The sequence below is a fragment of the Erythrobacter sp. JB1-15 genome (genome assembly GCF_057365035.1).
Genome location: NZ_CP200295.1, coordinates 1,060,683 through 1,076,127 on the forward strand (window position 1 = coordinate 1,060,683; position 15,445 = coordinate 1,076,127).

Annotated in this window: 15 protein-coding genes; 11 read left to right on the top strand and 4 right to left on the bottom strand. The window is 57.1% G+C overall.

Going from position 1 to position 15,445, the window contains the following annotated elements:
* The first annotated feature begins 22 nt into the window (after positions 1 to 22).
* The 5 genes from AC0V6L_RS05070 to AC0V6L_RS05090 are packed head-to-tail and all read left to right on the top strand — an operon-like array spanning position 23 to position 5,349.
* Positions 23 to 520 carry a dihydrofolate reductase gene (locus AC0V6L_RS05070; RefSeq protein ID WP_486155047.1) on the top strand — a complete coding sequence of 166 codons (498 nt, stop codon included), beginning with the start codon at positions 23 to 25 and terminating at the stop codon, positions 518 to 520.
* 6 nt (positions 521 to 526) lie between these two features.
* Positions 527 to 1,459, top strand: a complete 933-nt coding sequence (locus AC0V6L_RS05075) for a bifunctional riboflavin kinase/FAD synthetase (RefSeq protein ID WP_486153284.1) — start codon at positions 527 to 529, stop codon at positions 1,457 to 1,459.
* Entirely contained in the window at positions 1,459 to 4,416 is a 2,958-nt protein-coding gene (ileS, locus tag AC0V6L_RS05080; RefSeq protein WP_486153285.1) for an isoleucine--tRNA ligase, read from the top strand. The genes AC0V6L_RS05075 and ileS overlap by 1 nt, the downstream gene beginning before the upstream one ends.
* Positions 4,413 to 4,946, top strand: coding sequence for a signal peptidase II (lspA, locus tag AC0V6L_RS05085; protein WP_486153286.1), 534 nt, complete (start codon positions 4,413 to 4,415; stop codon positions 4,944 to 4,946). Before ileS ends, lspA begins: the two co-directional genes overlap by 4 nt.
* A complete protein-coding gene (locus tag AC0V6L_RS05090; protein WP_486153287.1) occupies positions 4,939 to 5,349 on the top strand; it encodes a DUF3035 domain-containing protein in 411 nt (136 codons plus the stop codon). The genes lspA and AC0V6L_RS05090 overlap by 8 nt, the downstream gene beginning before the upstream one ends.
* A 23-nt stretch (positions 5,350 to 5,372) precedes the next feature.
* Here AC0V6L_RS05090 and AC0V6L_RS05095 read toward each other — a convergent pair whose 3' ends face one another.
* On the bottom strand, positions 5,373 to 6,692 hold the full coding sequence (locus AC0V6L_RS05095; protein WP_486153288.1) for a hemolysin family protein: 1,320 nt from the start codon (positions 6,690 to 6,692) through the stop codon (positions 5,373 to 5,375).
* Between the two features lie 189 nt (positions 6,693 to 6,881).
* Between AC0V6L_RS05095 and AC0V6L_RS05100 the strand changes: the two genes are divergently transcribed.
* Positions 6,882 to 7,574: a YiaD family glycine zipper/OmpA-like lipoprotein gene (locus AC0V6L_RS05100; protein ID WP_486153289.1), complete on the top strand. Its 693-nt coding sequence runs from the start codon at positions 6,882 to 6,884 to the stop codon at positions 7,572 to 7,574.
* A 52-nt stretch (positions 7,575 to 7,626) separates the two neighbouring features.
* On the opposite strand, the gene AC0V6L_RS05105 is transcribed toward AC0V6L_RS05100, so the two are convergent.
* The gene (locus AC0V6L_RS05105; protein WP_486153290.1) at positions 7,627 to 8,409 is read right to left on the bottom strand and encodes a 3'(2'),5'-bisphosphate nucleotidase CysQ; all 783 of its coding nucleotides are present in this window, start codon (positions 8,407 to 8,409) and stop codon (positions 7,627 to 7,629) included.
* Between the two features lie 135 nt (positions 8,410 to 8,544).
* Between AC0V6L_RS05105 and sucC the strand changes: the two genes are divergently transcribed.
* The gene (gene sucC, locus AC0V6L_RS05110) at positions 8,545 to 9,759 is read left to right on the top strand and encodes an ADP-forming succinate--CoA ligase subunit beta (RefSeq protein WP_486153291.1); all 1,215 of its coding nucleotides are present in this window, start codon (positions 8,545 to 8,547) and stop codon (positions 9,757 to 9,759) included.
* Positions 9,760 to 9,821: 62 nt separating this feature from the next.
* Here the strand turns inward: sucC and AC0V6L_RS05115 are convergent, their stop codons facing one another.
* Positions 9,822 to 10,742, bottom strand: coding sequence for a DUF6265 family protein (locus tag AC0V6L_RS05115; RefSeq protein WP_486153292.1), 921 nt, complete (start codon positions 10,740 to 10,742; stop codon positions 9,822 to 9,824).
* Positions 10,743 to 11,013: 271 nt separating this feature from the next.
* On the opposite strand from AC0V6L_RS05115, the gene AC0V6L_RS05120 reads away from it, so the two are divergent.
* The 4 genes from AC0V6L_RS05120 (at position 11,014) to AC0V6L_RS05135 (ending at position 14,714) form a co-directional block, all read left to right on the top strand.
* Positions 11,014 to 11,760: an electron transfer flavoprotein subunit beta/FixA family protein gene (locus tag AC0V6L_RS05120; RefSeq protein WP_486148815.1), complete on the top strand. Its 747-nt coding sequence runs from the start codon at positions 11,014 to 11,016 to the stop codon at positions 11,758 to 11,760.
* A gap of 122 nt (positions 11,761 to 11,882) precedes the next feature.
* Complete coding sequence (locus AC0V6L_RS05125; RefSeq protein WP_486153293.1) at positions 11,883 to 12,815, top strand: electron transfer flavoprotein subunit alpha/FixB family protein; 933 nt, start codon at positions 11,883 to 11,885, stop codon at positions 12,813 to 12,815.
* A 78-nt stretch (positions 12,816 to 12,893) separates the two neighbouring features.
* Entirely contained in the window at positions 12,894 to 13,802 is a 909-nt protein-coding gene (locus AC0V6L_RS05130) for a TonB family protein (protein WP_486153294.1), read from the top strand.
* Positions 13,803 to 13,853: 51 nt separating this feature from the next.
* On the top strand, positions 13,854 to 14,714 hold the full coding sequence (locus AC0V6L_RS05135; RefSeq protein ID WP_486153295.1) for an energy transducer TonB: 861 nt from the start codon (positions 13,854 to 13,856) through the stop codon (positions 14,712 to 14,714).
* A 28-nt stretch (positions 14,715 to 14,742) separates the two neighbouring features.
* On the opposite strand, the gene AC0V6L_RS05140 is transcribed toward AC0V6L_RS05135, so the two are convergent.
* On the bottom strand, positions 14,743 to 15,414 hold the full coding sequence (locus tag AC0V6L_RS05140) for a hypothetical protein (protein ID WP_486153296.1): 672 nt from the start codon (positions 15,412 to 15,414) through the stop codon (positions 14,743 to 14,745).
* Between the last annotated feature and the right edge of the window lie 31 nt (positions 15,415 to 15,445).

The window sequence follows — 15,445 nt, forward strand, 5'->3', positions numbered from 1 at the left end:
GACCAATCCGCTCACAATCACGATGATCTATGCCCGCGCGGCCAATGGCGCGATTGGCACAGAAGGCCGTTTGCCGTGGCAGTTGCCCGCAGACCTTCGCCGGTTCAAATCGCTCACCATGGGGAAACCCATGATTATGGGTCGCAAAACCTTTGAGAGCCTGCCCGGCATCTTGCCCGGCCGCCGCCATATCGTTCTGACCCGGCGGGAACGTTGGGATAGCGAAGGGGCTGAGATCGCGCGCTCTCAATCTGATGCGCTGGAATTGGCCGCGCAGAACAATCAGACCGGCGAAGTCATGATTGTAGGCGGCGCGGCAATCTATGATGTGTTTATGCCTGCGGCTCACAAAATTGAACTCACGCAAATTCATGAAGAGTTTGAAGGCGACACATTCATGCGCGCGCCGGGACCGGAATGGACCGAAGTTGCCCGCGCAGATTTTGCTGCGAGTGAGGCAAATGGTACGATGCGCCCTGCTTATTCCTTTGTCTCTTTCGAGCGCGCCGCTACAGACTGACGCGGTATGCGCTGGCTCGATCACCGAAACCCTGTCCCTGACCCCTTGCGCGGTGCAGTGATTGCCCTGGGCAATTTTGATGGCTTTCACACAGGGCACCAGGCTGTGGCAGGCGAAGCGATTGCATGGGCCCATAACGAAGGACGCCCTTCGATCATCGCAACATTTGACCCGCATCCGGTGCGATTCTTCCGCCCCGATGTGCCTCCCTTTCGCCTGACCACGCTGGAACAGCGTCAGGAATTGTATCTCGCCGCCGGAGCAACCGCGATGATGGTGTTCCATTTCGATAGCGATCTGGCGAACACATCGGCCGAAGATTTCATAACCGATATTCTCATCAACCGGTTTGGCGCGCATGGCGTGGTGACAGGCGGCGATTTCACGTTTGGTGAGGGGGCAAAAGGCAATGTCGAACTCCTCCAAGGCTTTGGCGCAGAGCACGGTTTGCATTCGCGCGTGGTGAAGGCGGTGAAGCAAGACGGCGTCGTATCTTCCAGCCGCATTCGTGAGGCTTTGCGCGGCGGTGATCCGCAATTGGCAGCAGACCTTCTCACTCGGCCTTTCGCCATTCGCGGGATTGTGGAGCATGGCGACAAAAACGGACGCAAGCTTGGCTATCCCACGGCCAACATCGCCATCGACACCTATCTGCGGCCCAAATACGGCGTTTACGCGGTGACAGGCAAAGTGCTTGCCACGGGCGAGACCTTAAAAGGCGCTGCCAATATCGGCATTCGCCCCCAGTTTGAGCCGCCCAAAGAGTTGCTCGAACCGCATTTCTTCGACTTTGCCGGAGACCTTTATGGGCAGGAGATTGAGGTTGCTTTTCACCATTTCCTGCGCGGTGAGGCGAAGTTCCAAGCCCTCGATGATCTGATCGTTCAGATGGACAAGGATTGCGCCGAGGCCCGCCGCCTATTAAGCGCGGCCTCCTGATGACTGACGAGACAACCACGCGCGATTACAAAGACACGGTCTTTCTGCCGAAGACCGCGTTTCCCATGAAGGCTGGCCTCCCGCAAAAGGAGCCCGGTATTGCGGAGCGTTGGGAGACAATCGACCTTTATACCAAGCTGCGCGATGCGCGTCTGGGCCGGGAGAAGTTCATCCTGCATGATGGCCCGCCTTATGCGAATGGCGATATGCATATCGGCCATGCGCTCAACCACATTCTCAAAGACATGGTGTGCCGCACGCAGAACCTGATGGGCAAAGACGCGCCCTATGTGCCCGGCTGGGATTGCCACGGCCTTCCGATCGAATGGAAGGTGGAAGAGCAATACCGCAAGAAAAAGAAAAACAAGGACGAGGTTCCGCCAAAGGAATTCCGCGCCGAATGCCGCGCCTATGCGCAAAAATGGGTCGACACCCAGCGCGAGCAGCTGAAACGGCTGGGCATTCTGGGCGATTGGGACCGGCCCTATCTCACCATGGATTTTCAGGCCGAGGCGACGATTGTTGCGGAGCTTTGCAAGTTTGCCGAGGCCGGAAATCTCTATCGCGGGTCAAAGCCGGTGATGTGGTCGCCGGTTGAGAAAACCGCTCTGGCAGAGGCTGAGGTTGAGTATGAGGACCTGACCGATAGTCCGCAGATCGATGTGGCGTTTGAGATTACGGAATGCCCGAATGTGCCCGAACTGGTCGGCGCGCATGCGGTGATCTGGACGACGACGCCTTGGACCATCCCGGTCAATCAGGCATTGGCTTATGGGGCGGATGTTGATTATGTGCTCGTGCGTGAGACGATCTTGCCAGAAGAAGGCAAGAGCTCGACAGGCCGCTCGTACCTTCTCGCCACCGAATTAATGATTGAATTCGGCGATAGGATCGGCTTCTTGACGGATAGCGGCGAACCTCATCAAGTCTTTGAACGCCTATGGGAAGGCAAAGGCTCCGACCTAGCCGGAACCAAAGCCCGCCACCCGATGCACCATTTGGGTGGGTTCTACGCTACCCCACGCCCCTTCCTCGAAGGCGACTTTGTCACCACCGATTCAGGCACCGGCCTTGTCCATATGGCGCCTGACCATGGTGAAGACGACTTCGACCTGTGCAAAGCGAACGGCCTCAACCCTCAGTTCGCGGTAATGGACGATGGACGATATCGCGACGATTGGCTGTGGCTGGGCGCAGATGACAAAGACGATGAGGGCAAAGAACGCCGTCGCTCGGTCATCAACAAGCCTTTCAACTCGCCCGAAGGCCCGATCTGCTCAGACCTTCGCGAAGTCGGCGCGCTGCTCAGCGCTTCTGCCGATTACGCGCACTCCTACCCGCACTCATGGCGCTCCAAAGCCAAGGTCATCTATCGCTGCACGCCGCAATGGTTTGTGCCGATGGATAAAGAGCTGACAGGCGGCGCTGCACCTTCTTCGCTGCACGACATGCCCCTTGAGGATATCGAGGCGGCAGCCTCCAGCGGCGCATCCCCGCAAACCCAGCGCGATACGCTCAGAACCCGCGCCATGTCGGAAATTGATCGGGTCCAATGGATCCCCGAAAAAGGCGCCAACCGCATCGGCTCCATGGTCGAAGGGCGGCCCGATTGGGTGCTTTCGCGCCAGCGCGCATGGGGCGTTCCGATTACTTTGTTTGTGCGGCCCGATGGCACCTATCTGCAAGACTCCGAAGTGAACGCGCGCGTTGTCGCAGCGGTCGCAAAAGAGGGCGTGGATGCGTGGGAGGAAGCGCGCAAAGCCGAATTCCTGGGCGATGCGCACAATCCCGATGATTTCGAGATGGTCACCGACATCCTCGATGTGTGGTTCGACAGCGGATGTACCCACGCCTTTGTGCTCGAAAGCGGGCGCTGGGGCGATCTGCAATGGCCAGCCGATCTCTATCTCGAAGGATCCGATCAGCACCGCGGCTGGTTCCAATCCTCGCTGCTGCAATCCTGCGCCACCAGAGGCCGCGCGCCGTATGACCAAGTGCTGACCCACGGCTTCACTATGGATGCCAAGGGCAAGAAGATGTCGAAATCGCTCGGCAATACGATCAGCCCTTTGAAAGTGATGGAGCAAACCGGCGCGGATATTATCCGGCTGTGGGCGCTTAGCGTTGATTTCACCGAAGATCACCGGATCGGCGATGAAATCCTGAAAGGCGTGGGCGATCAATACCGCCGCCTGCGCAACACGTTCCGCTATCTGCTCGGCGCGCTTGACGGATATGAAGGCGATGCGAGCGATCTGGGCGAAATTCCGGAACTGGAATTGTATGTCCTGTCGCTGCTGGGCGATCTTGACGCGAAGCTTAAACAAGCGGCGATCGAATACGATTTCAACACCTACACTCGCCTGCTGGTGGACTTCTGCAATGAAGACCTGTCCGCCTTCTTCTTCGATATCCGCAAGGACACGCTGTATTGCGATGGCCCTGACAGTGTTTCGCGCAAGGCCTACCGCGCCGTGCTCGATCTGTTGTTCCATGCGCTTGTCCGGTATGCTGCGCCCGTGCTTGTGTTTACCGCTGAAGAAGTGTGGCAAACCCGCTATCCCGACGCAGAGGGCAGTGTCCATTTGCTCGATTGGCCGACCGTCCCTGCGGTGCCCGCGAACGCTGCCAAATGGGAACAATTGCGCGCTCTCCGCGAACGCGTGACCGAAGCGATTGAGCCGCTGCGCCGCGAAAAGACGATCCGGTCAAGCAATGAAGCGATCGTTGCTATACCCGCCGATGCGGTGCCCGATGGCGTAACCGACGAACAGCTCGCCGAATTGTTCATCACCGGGACAGTGACGCGCGGCCAAACGGACGACGTGATCGTCACCAAATCAACCGACCATAAATGCGGGCGCTGCTGGCGTTTGCTGCCTGACGTCAGCGAAGACGGCGCACTGTGCGGCCGGTGCGATAATGCTGTGACTGCAATCGATGGAGCGGCGGCGTGAGCGCGCTTTTTACTCGCAACCGCGTAATCGGTCTGGTGATTGCTGCGATTATTTGCGCGGTGGACCAACTGGTGAAGTGGTGGGTGGCCGGGCCGCTGGAGCTTAGACAGCTGGGTGACAAAATGGACCTGTTGCCCTTTTTCGATCTCACCCGCGTGCACAATCAGGGCATTTCGCTTGGTATGTTTCAGGCGACCAGTCCTGAAATGCGCTATGGTTTGATTGCTGTCACGGCTGCGATAGCATGCGTCGTTCTTGTGTGGATTATGCGTGAGCGCAAGATGGGCGATATTTTTGGCCTATCGCTCATTTTGGGCGGAGCGATCGGCAATATCTATGATCGGTTCGCTTTGGGTTATGTGCTCGACTATGCCGATTTTCATATCGGGGACTTTCGCCCGTTCCTTGTTTTCAATATTGCCGATGCCGCAATCACCATCGGCGTCGTCATTATCCTTGCTCGCAGCCTGTTTGTGCGCGACACAGATGAAGAAGAGGCCAATGCGCCTTCGGAGACCAAAAATGCGTAACGTAACCAAAGCCATCATTCTGCTGTCGGGCGCAGCCATGCTGAGTGCATGTGGGGGAAGCGGGATTTTCAATCGTGACCGTCCCGATGAATTCGCTGTGCAACGCCAGGCGCCTTTGGTCGTGCCGCCTGATTTCTCGCTCACGCCGCCAGCGCCCGGTGCTCCGCGCCCCGCAGAAGGCACGGCCAGCGAGCAAGCACTGGAAGCCCTGTTTGGCGGACCATCACCGCGCAGCTCGGTTGAGACCAGCACTTTGGACCGCGCAGGCAGTTCAGCCCCCGGCATCCGCAGTCAAGCGGGCGATCCGGGCACCAACACCGTCGCCAAAGGCACAGTGACCCGCGATATTATCGCTGCGCCCGAAGGTGATGGTGCGAATGCGCAAACGCTCATTCCGTCCTGAGCCGACCCAGCAGCGCTAGCCGGCTAGACGTTTTCGGACGTTTCCTGGTTGTCCTCACGCGTCACCAGGATTTTGTCGATCCGGCGGTTGTCCATACCGGTAATTTCAAACTGCCAGCCTTGATCGGAGAAACGCTCTCCAGGCAGGGGCAAGTGCTTGAGCACAGACAAGGCGTAGCCTGCTGCGGTGCCGAATTCGCGGCTTTCTTCATATTCAATCGAAAGCCGATCAGCGAGCGCGTCCGCCGACAAAGCTCCTGACACTAACAGAGAGCCGTCGGGCCGCTCGACGATCAAAGGCTGATCGCCTTCGTCCTGATCGCTCGCGAAATTGCCCGCGATTGCGGTGAGCAAATCAACGGGCGTCACGATCCCTTCGAAATGGCCATATTCGTCGTGAACCACAGCCATTGCAATATCGGCTGATTGAAGCACGCGCAGCGCATCCATTGCATCAAGTTGATCGGGAACAACCTCTCCCCGGTGCATCATATCCCGGATGATGACGGGCTTGTTCGCCACCAAAGCGCCCAACACTTCACGAACTTTGACGATGCCCAGGATCGTATCAGGGGAACCTTCTGCGACAGGCAGCAGCGAGTGCGGGCTATCGTCAATAGTCTGCTTGATCTGATCATGATCAGCATCAGCCTCGATCCAGTCAAGCTCGGTGCGCGGGGTCATCATATCGCGCACGGGGCGCTCCGCGAGGCGAACAACGCCAGTCAGGATCTGGTGCTGTTCAGCCTCGATCACGCCGGACCGGGTGGCATCAGCAAAGATCATCTGGAGCTCTTCTGCGGTGACGCTGCTGCTCCCTTTGGAGCGGATACCAAACAAGCGAATGATCCCGGCCGATGATGTGTCGAGCACCCAGACAAGCGGCGCAGCGATCGCGGCGAGAAACGCCATTGGCCGCGACATGATGAGCGATATCGGTACTGCGGCCCGCAATGCCAGCTGTTTGGGAACCAGTTCACCGACGACAACACTGAAATAGGTCGTCAGCGCGATCACCATGATGAACGCCGTTTGCCGCGATACGTCCTCCGGCACGCCAATTGCAGCCAGGCGTTCTCCAACAGGCGCTTCAAGACTTGCGCCAGACAAAGCGCCTGTGATGATAGCGATCAGCGTGATCCCGATTTGCACGGTGGAAAGAAACTTACCAGGTTCTGCTGCCAATCGCAGTGCGATGCGCGCGCCAACAGAATCTTCTTCGGCTTTTGCCTGAAGCGTGGCGGTTTTGGCCGAGACAATGGCGAGTTCAGACATCGCGAACACGCCATTGAGCACAATCAGCCCAAATATCAGGATGAGGTCAGACCAGGGAAACGGTGTCACGTTCAGACCGCTAGCACAAATGCGCAGGGATGGAAGCAGCGTGGTGCAACATGGCTAACAAATCGTTACATCGCATTCATGGACAGGCAAAGCGATTGGCAGCACATCATGTCCGACTTGGCGCGGTCAACTTGCATATGGAACGATCTGTGTGCGACAGCGCTATATGTTGAAAAGGAGATCAACACCATGAACCGATCACGCATTCTACTTGCCAGCACAGCTTCGTTTGCACTTTTGACGACAAGCGCTTGTGTTACCGATCCAAACACGGGCGAACAGAAAGTCTCCCGAACAGGCATCGGCGCTGCCTTGGGCGGTACTTTGGGCTATTTGCTCGGCGGCGCGATTGGCGGCGATGCAGCGCGGATTATTGGTGCAGGCATTGGCGGCACCGCTGGCGCGGTGGTTGGCAAGCAGTTTGACGACCAGATTAAGGAATTGGATGAACAAACCGCAGGTAGCGGCATCGATATTGAAGAAGTTGGCGATCAAGATGCCATTTTGGTCCGTCTTCCTGATGGCGTGACCTTTGCAAGCGGCTCCGCTGCGATCAATCCTGGCTTTAACTCGACACTAGATACGGTCGCCGAAAGCCTGATCAAATATCCCAATAGCCTGATCGACGTTTACGGTTTTACCGACACCACCGGATCGAATGCACTCAACCAGCGCCTGTCTGAGCAACGCGCGCAGGCGGTGGCCGATTACCTTGCCGCAAAAGGAGTGGCTCGCGGGCGTCTTGCGACGCGCGGATTTGGCGAAAGCTACGACCAATTGCGCGTCAAAACCGCAGATGGTGTGAATGAACCGCTTAACCGGCGGGTCGAGATCAAGATCATTCCGATCAGCGAAGACGATGTGGCTAACGCGCAGGGCTAATCAGCCAAAATCTTAGAACAGCAGTGCGGGCTCCCAAATTGGGAGCCCGTTCTCATTTGTCTTTCAGTACCTGCGCCAAATGCTTGATCCGCGCCGCGGCCTCTTCGTGGATTGCAGGCGATGACACCAGCACTCCAAAATCGCGCGGGTCGCGCTTGTTAAAGCTCAGTGGTTCGCCAAAGGCCTGCGATACCCGCGCACCAGCTTCGCGCGCAATCAAGGTCGCAGCGGCCACGTCCCATTCAAACCCCCATCGCAAAGTTGCCACCACATCAGCCTTTGCGCTGGCGACCATGGCTATTCTCAAAGCAATCGAGTTGGGCTTTTCAACCATTTCCCAGTCTCTGATCGCACGCGGCAATTGGTCAGCGGGAATACGCGCGCCTGCCAGAACCTTCCGCTTTGATGCGGCGATTGGCTGACCGTTTAGCCGAGCTCCCTGGCCCGCCTCGGCCACAAATTCTTCGCCTCTGGCAGGAGCAAACAAGGCAGCGATTAAAGGTTTGCCCGCACTGATCAGCGCAACGGACACGGCCCAGCCGTCCCGGCCTCGGATAAAATCGCGCGTCCCGTCCACCGGATCGACCATCCAGATCAGGCCTTTGTCCAGCCGCGCCTCGTCATCCGCTGTTTCTTCGGACAGCCAACCGGCAGATGGCAACAACGCGCCCAGTTCGCGCTTTAGAAAGGCATCCACTTCAAGATCCGCCTCGCTTACTGGATTGCCCGGTGTCTTATCCCAACTGGACAGTACATGCCCTGCGCCCGGCCACCGCGCGAGCGCCATTCTGCCCGCTTCGCGGACGATCAATTCCAAGCGATTCCTATCAATCATGCCAATTCCATCCGTGACGGTGCGAGAGGCACTTTTCAAGCGCTTCGATACATGCTTAGGCACAACAAACTTTGGCGCTTGTGTGCAAACGCAGCGGCGTCGCGGGCAAATTCAGTTGAATAGGGATCAAACGGCATGAATGTGCATGAATATCAGGCGAAAGAACTGCTGAAAGAACACGGGATTGCGATCCCGGCGGGGCATGCGGCGCTGACGGTCGACGAAGCGGTTGCTGGCGCCAAAAAACTGCCTGGCCCGCTTTATGTGGTCAAAGCTCAAATTCACGCTGGTGGACGCGGCAAAGGTAAATTTAAAGAATTGCCCGAAGATGCCAAAGGCGGCGTGCGTCTCGCTTTTTCGCTGGATGAGGTGGAAAGCCACGCCAAAGAAATGCTCGGCAACACACTTGTAACGATCCAAACCGGAGCAGAAGGCAAACAAGTCAATCGCCTTTATGTTACGGACGGCGTCGATATTGAAAGCGAATATTACCTCGCCATGCTGGTTGACCGGGCATCGGGACAGGTCGCGATGGTTGCATCCACCGAAGGCGGGATGGACATTGAAGATGTCGCCCATGAAACGCCGGAAAAGATCACCACGATCACGATTGACCCCGCGCAGGGCTTTATGCCGCATCATGCCCGCGCAGTGGCATTTGCGCTTGAGCTTTCGGGCGACCTCAACAAGCAGTGCCAAAAACTGGCAAAGCAGCTTTACACCGCCTTTATGGCTAGCGATTGCGACATGCTTGAGATCAATCCGCTGGTTGAAACCAAACCGGATGAAGATGGCAAAGCGCACTTGCTAGTGCTCGACACCAAGATGAGCTTTGATGGAAATGCGCTTTACCGCCATCCCGCCATCGAAGACATGCGCGATGAAACAGAAGAAGACCCAGCCGAGGTTGAAGCGAGCGAGTATGATCTGGCTTACATCAAACTGGACGGCAATATTGGCTGCATGGTCAATGGCGCAGGCCTTGCCATGGCGACGATGGACATCATCAAGCTGAACGGCGCATTCCCTGCCAACTTTCTCGATGTAGGCGGCGGCGCGACGACCGAAAAAGTGACCGCGGCGTTCAAGATCATTTTGAAAGACCCGGCCGTTGAGGGCATCCTGGTCAACATCTTTGGCGGCATCATGAAATGCGACATCATTGCAAATGGCGTGGTGCAGGCAGCGAAAGATGTGAACCTTCAGGTTCCTCTGGTCGTTCGCCTTGAAGGCACCAATGTTGAGGCTGGCAAGGAAATCCTCGCCAATTCAGGCCTCGCAATTGTGCCTGCTGATGATCTGGGCGATGCCGCCAAGAAGATTGTCGCTGAGGTGAAGAAAGCGGCGTAAACTTCGCCAAAACTGGTTTGAATGGGCCGCTTGGGAGTGATCCGGGGCGGCCCATTTTTCCATTACTGACTTGGCCCCGGTTCCGGAAGGATTGGAGCGCTCGAATCCTGATATGTCAGCCAATTGCGCCAGATCGTGTGCGTGCGTTGATCGATCAGCTGGATCGAGCATCTAAGGCTCATCGCATTGCGGATCGTGCCCGATTTCCAGAACTCGTAGACCGCGCCGCACTCTTGCACACGGTGTTCGGCCGCAGCGGCTTGCGATGCGCGCATAAGCTTGTGCAGTTCGTTTTCTCCTTCGGTCAAACCGCTCTCACCCAGTGCAGTTTCGAAATAGAGTTGCTCACGCTCCTCAGCCCGATTGCGGATCGCAGCAAGACAGGCGTTCACCGCGACTGTCGTTCCGTCGCAATCGTATGAGCGCGGATTTGATCCCGCAGCGGGGCGAAAGCGGAACACCAACTCCCCGCCTTCCTGCATCCGCACTGCCGCGACCAATCCCTCACCCGGCTTTTCCGGATCGGCGCAGCGCAAAGTCAGCGCGTTGAAATAGGCCGCGCATTCCTCAATGGCGACAAGGCGGAAGGTGAGCATATCATCCTTTTCCTCCCAGCCCGTGAGGTCGGCGTTGAAGTGCTTCAATTTCAGCGCGAGCGTTCCGCCATCTGCGACAATGTACATATGCTCGGTGAACATAATCGCGCCGGCTTCAGTTTCTTGGACAAAGGTGCCAACCATCACCCCGCCCATGGGCGCAAGCCAGCTTTCCATAGCAGGCGCCCCGCCGATCCCTTCGCCTTGCCATTGGCCAACAAGCCAATCGAGCTGTGCCAAACTGGCGGGAGGCGATTCGAATTGCGCGATGTCCTCTGCCGCGATCACGCGCGTTTCAAGCGGCGCTGGCTGTTTGTCTTGTGCCATGAGTGGCTGACCGAAAACGATTCCCAAAGCTGCCCCTGCAAATCCAAGCGTTTTGTGCATCCTTCCGCCTCCTTCGCCTATGTGTATCGCAACAGATGCAATAAGGGGGCAAAAATTGCATCATTCTTGGCAAAAACGAGGCTTGACCTTGGCTCTGCGCAAAGCGAGGAAACGCCTCTTAGTTCAGCAAGTACATCCTTATGGGCCATTTGATTTTCCAACCCTGCGGTGAACTTGACGTTTACGTAAACGCAAGCTACGGCTTACAACAAATCACGGCCGCATCACGCGATTCTTAGGCCAAAGATCAAAGGGAAAGGACACTTACGTCATGAAAATCCTCGTCCCCGTCAAACGGGTGATCGACTACAACGTAAAGCCGCGGGTGAAAGCCGATGGCACAGGCGTTGATCTTGCCAATGTCAAAATGAGCATGAACCCGTTCGATGAAATCGCTGTCGAAGAAGCGATCCGCATCAAGGAAGCTGGCAAGGCTGAGGAAATCATCGCTGTGTCTGTCGGCCCTGCAAAGGCTCAGGAAACGCTGCGCACTGCGCTCGCCATGGGTGCAGATCGCGCCATTCTGGTTGAGACCGACGAAGAGGTTGAACCGCTCGCCGTTGCCAAAATCCTCAAAGCGATTGCCGAGGAAGAAGGCCCCGGCCTCATCCTGCTTGGCAAGCAGTCTATCTCGGACGATTCAAACCAGACCGGCCAGATGCTCGCAGCCCTCATGGGCCGCCCGCAAGGCACTTTTGCCAATACGGTTGAGGTTGATGGCGATGCTGTGACCGTGAAACGGGAGATCGATGGCGGTCTGGAAACGGTCAAGCTCACCATGCCTGCGATCGTCACCACCGACCTTCGCCTGAACGAGCCGCGCTATGCTTCGCTGCCCAATATCATGAAAGCGAAGAAGAAGCCGCTCGACACCAAAGCGCCTGCCGATTTCGGCGTAGACATCGCACCGCGTCTGACCACGACCAATGTCAGCGAGCCTCCGGTTCGCCAAGCCGGTGAAAAGGTCGAAGACGTTGCGGCGCTCGTCGCCAAGATCAAGGAGCTGGGGATCGCTTGATCGCTTAACCCAAACCCGTTCGTGCTGAGCTTGTCGAAGCACCGTCCTTCTTTGGGCGCGCGGGTGAACAAAAGGACGGCCCTTCGACAAGCTCAGGGCGAACGGACTTTAGAGGTAGAAAAATGAATACTCTCGTTCTTGTAGAACACGATAATGCCGCTGTGAACGACGCCACTCTTGCTGTCGTCACTGCCGCAGCGCAGCTTGGCGAAGTCACCGCGCTGGTCGCAGGCCATGACTGCGGCGGCGTTGCAGAAGCCGCTGCCAAAATCGCTGGCGTTGCCAAAGTGCTGAAAGCCGACGATGCCGCTTATGCCAATGGCCTTGCTGAAAACGTCGCCCCGCTCATTGCAGGCCTGATGAACGGCCATGACGCCTTCCTCGCGCCTGCCACAACTTCGGGCAAGAACATCGCTCCGCGCGTCGCGGCGCATCTTGATGTTATGCAGATCTCGGACATTCTCTCGGTCGAGGGGCCCAAGACGTTCACTCGCCCGATCTATGCCGGCAACGCGATTGCAACCGTCGAATCGGCCGATCCCAAGCTGGTTATCACTGTTCGCGGCACCGCTTTTGCCAAAGCCGAAGCAGAAGGCGGTTCAGCCGCAATCGAGGATGCAAGCGGACCCGGCGATGCGGGCATCTCCAGCTTTGTCAGCAGCGAAATCGCATCCAGCGACCGTCCAGAGCTTGCCAGCGCCAAAGTCATCGTATCGGGTGGCCGCGCGCTCAAGGATTCCGAGACATTCGAACAGATCATCAACCCGCTGGCTGATAAGCTGGGCGCTGCCATCGGCGCATCACGCGCAGCGGTGGATGCGGGCTATGTCCCCAATGATTATCAGGTCGGCCAAACCGGCAAGATTGTCGCTCCCGAGGTCTACATCGCCATCGGCATTTCAGGTGCGATCCAGCACCTGGCCGGCATGAAAGATTCCAAAGTCATCATCGCGATCAACAAAGACGAAGATGCGCCGATCTTCCAGGTGGCTGATATCGGCCTTGTTGCGGACCTCTATAATGCCGTACCTGAATTGACTGGCGCGCTGGGGTGATAACGCAGTAAACCTGCACAATTTCCGAAGGTTGAAGAAACCCTCCGCTAAGCTAAAGTGCTTTGCGGAGGGTTTTTTATGCGTGTTCTTGCGATTTTTACAGTGTTGTTTGGCTTGATCGGCTTTGCCTTGCCCGCCAGCGCAGATGATGACTTGCCATCGCGCATTCACACATTGACCCCAAGCACAGGTTGGAACATCGAATATGGTGAGGACAGATGTCGGCTTGCCCGGTTTTTCGGAGAGGGTGATGATCGGCATTTGCTTTATTTTGAGCAAGCCGCCCCGGGGCATACTTTCAATGTTACAATGGCCGGACCGCGAATTCGGGTGTTTGGCCAACGCTTCACCTATTTTGCCATGAAGCCGGGTGATGGGTTTCCCGAAACGGAAAGCTATTGGGGCGAGATTGCCGATGTCGGGGCTGCTGCAAGCGTCATTGACTACTCAATCGAGGCCAGCCGCCTCACGGAAGACGCTGAAACACCTAACGCACAATCGGTTCCAGCGATTGATCTGGATCAGGCAAGCGCGATCGAAAGAGTGGTCTTTGGACATCGCGGCAGCGCTGTGGCTTTCGCAACCAGCGAACTTGGCCCGGCGTTTCAAGCGCTCAACACATGCACCGCTGATTTTGTAAGAGTGTGGGGTCTTGATGAGGCAAAACACCAGAACATGAGCCGGATGGCGCGTCTGTTGAACGAACGAGAAATCAATCGCAAGATCAAGAAGTCATACCCCACAAAAGCACGCTATCGCGGCGAGCAAGCGATCATGACCCTCGTAGCCATTGTTGATAGCGACGGCTCAGTCGCTGATTGCTGGCTGCAAAAAGCGAACGCCACAAAGGATATGGATGGATCGGCTTGCAAGGCGTTTAAGGACGCAAAATTCGAGCCGGCGCGCGACGAAGATGATGTGCCCATGCGATCTTTTTTCGTTAAAACAATCAACTATGAGATCTTACAGGCGAGCGCTCATGGTTAGTCGTCTCAAACACTATTCGGGCATCTCCCCGATCCTTACAAGGAGGCCTTAGTGCGTTTTTCTTCGTGGTTTGCCCTGGTGGCAGTCCTATGCCTAACCGCACCCGCCCATGCCGCAACACTCGACCTTGCACCTTCATCTGATTGGAAGCTGCGCGAATATGATGACAAATGCCGCCTGATCCGCACTTTTGGCGAGGGGGAGCAAAGCGTCACCTTATGGCTCGATCAAGGCGGATCGGGCCAGGTTTTCAATCTCACCTTATTGGGAGAGCCGCTGGATAACCCGTATGGCCCAGCCGTGCGGATCAAGCTGGGCGATGAGGATGAAATCGTCCGCAGCTATATTGCGGCGACATCAAGCAAAGGTCGCCCTATTCTGCGGATGTACGGCCTCACTATGGTTCAACCGGAAATGGAGCGCGATGATGATGCCGAAGCGCCTGACGTCGCCATTTCCGACACCCGCCTGGCGGCCATCACGGCGTTGCAATTGCGCGGGGCGGGCCTTTCCAAGATCACCTTGGCGCTTGGCGATATGGGCGGGCAATTTGGCCGTTTGCAGACCTGCGGTGAGCGTGTTGGTGCGCTGTTAAGCGAGGCGGGCCGCCCTTTAACAGGTGAAGCCAAACCGCCGGAACCGATCGGTGAGGACAGTTGGCTGCAATCCAGCGATTGGCCCGCTTACCTTATGAGCAGTCAGATGGAGGGCAAGATTGACGTCCGCCTGACGGTTTCAAAAACAGGCAAAGCGAGCGCTTGTGCGGTGATGAAATCAAACAAGCCCCAATTGTTTGATGATGCGGTGTGTCTTGGTTTGATGAAGCGCGCGCGATTTAACCCTGCGGTGAATGGCGCTGGCGATCCTGTTGCCTCTTATTATTTCCAGCGCGTGACGTTCGCCTTTCGCTAAGGCCGCGATTGCCTTCGGCGCTAAGTGCTTACGCCGCAACCAGCTTGGCGCAATTGCGCAGAGTTCGGCGCACGATCTGGCGACGCTGCTCGGCCGTTTTCTGGCTGGTACCTTTCACCGAATTTGAATTGCCGCGGATGTGATCGAGCACAATGGCGCGCTCTTCACTGGGCGCGTTGAGCCGGTTGAGACAGGTGTTCAACGCCGTTATCGCCATTGCATCGCTCGCGCCTTTTTCGGTTCGCTCGCAGGCGCGTTCATCGACGATCTCGAACGGTGTACCCGCTCCATCTGCCGTGAGGGACAGGGCATCCAATGAAACGGTCGCGATGCCGGCTGTGCGGGCACTGCGGCGTTGATCAATCCGCATACGGTGGCGCAGGCTCTGCAATTCGCCGCGGATCTGCCATGTGACATGGGTGGAAAAAGACGCCTTGTCGCGATCATAGCTGGATAGAGCGCAGCACACCCCGATAGCCGCCGCCTGCTGGGCATCATCGCCCATATCGCCAAGGCCGTACTGGCGGATCAGACGGCCAATTCGCGGCTCCAGCACTTTTAGCAGCGCCATGAAGGGGCGGCTTTTCACACGTTCATGCGCGCTTATATCGGCGGCCAGCCTTTCGATCTGGTCACCGATATTGGTGGAACCCGGTGCCTTGGCAGACACAGGGTGCAGGGCCGCTTTTCCTCGGTTCATGAACCAAGGTTAGCCGCTCGCCATTAGTGCG

What these genes read in the sequence shown, in the direction of transcription:
- ileS (WP_486153285.1), top strand. Translation starts at nt 1,459, where the DNA reads ATGACTGACGAGACAACCACGCGCGATTACAAAGACACGGTCTTTCTG.
- AC0V6L_RS05115 (WP_486153292.1), bottom strand. Translation starts at nt 10,742, where the DNA reads ATGCACAAAACGCTTGGATTTGCAGGGGCAGCTTTGGGAATCGTTTTC.
- AC0V6L_RS05120 (WP_486148815.1), top strand. Translation starts at nt 11,014, where the DNA reads ATGAAAATCCTCGTCCCCGTCAAACGGGTGATCGACTACAACGTAAAG.
- AC0V6L_RS05130 (WP_486153294.1), top strand. Translation starts at nt 12,894, where the DNA reads ATGCGTGTTCTTGCGATTTTTACAGTGTTGTTTGGCTTGATCGGCTTT.
- AC0V6L_RS05090 (WP_486153287.1), top strand. Translation starts at nt 4,939, where the DNA reads ATGCGTAACGTAACCAAAGCCATCATTCTGCTGTCGGGCGCAGCCATG.
- AC0V6L_RS05140 (WP_486153296.1), bottom strand. Translation starts at nt 15,414, where the DNA reads ATGAACCGAGGAAAAGCGGCCCTGCACCCTGTGTCTGCCAAGGCACCG.
- AC0V6L_RS05070 (WP_486155047.1), top strand. Translation starts at nt 23, where the DNA reads ATGATCTATGCCCGCGCGGCCAATGGCGCGATTGGCACAGAAGGCCGT.
- AC0V6L_RS05125 (WP_486153293.1), top strand. Translation starts at nt 11,883, where the DNA reads ATGAATACTCTCGTTCTTGTAGAACACGATAATGCCGCTGTGAACGAC.
- sucC (WP_486153291.1), top strand. Translation starts at nt 8,545, where the DNA reads ATGAATGTGCATGAATATCAGGCGAAAGAACTGCTGAAAGAACACGGG.
- AC0V6L_RS05105 (WP_486153290.1), bottom strand. Translation starts at nt 8,409, where the DNA reads ATGATTGATAGGAATCGCTTGGAATTGATCGTCCGCGAAGCGGGCAGA.
- AC0V6L_RS05100 (WP_486153289.1), top strand. Translation starts at nt 6,882, where the DNA reads ATGAACCGATCACGCATTCTACTTGCCAGCACAGCTTCGTTTGCACTT.
- AC0V6L_RS05075 (WP_486153284.1), top strand. Translation starts at nt 527, where the DNA reads ATGCGCTGGCTCGATCACCGAAACCCTGTCCCTGACCCCTTGCGCGGT.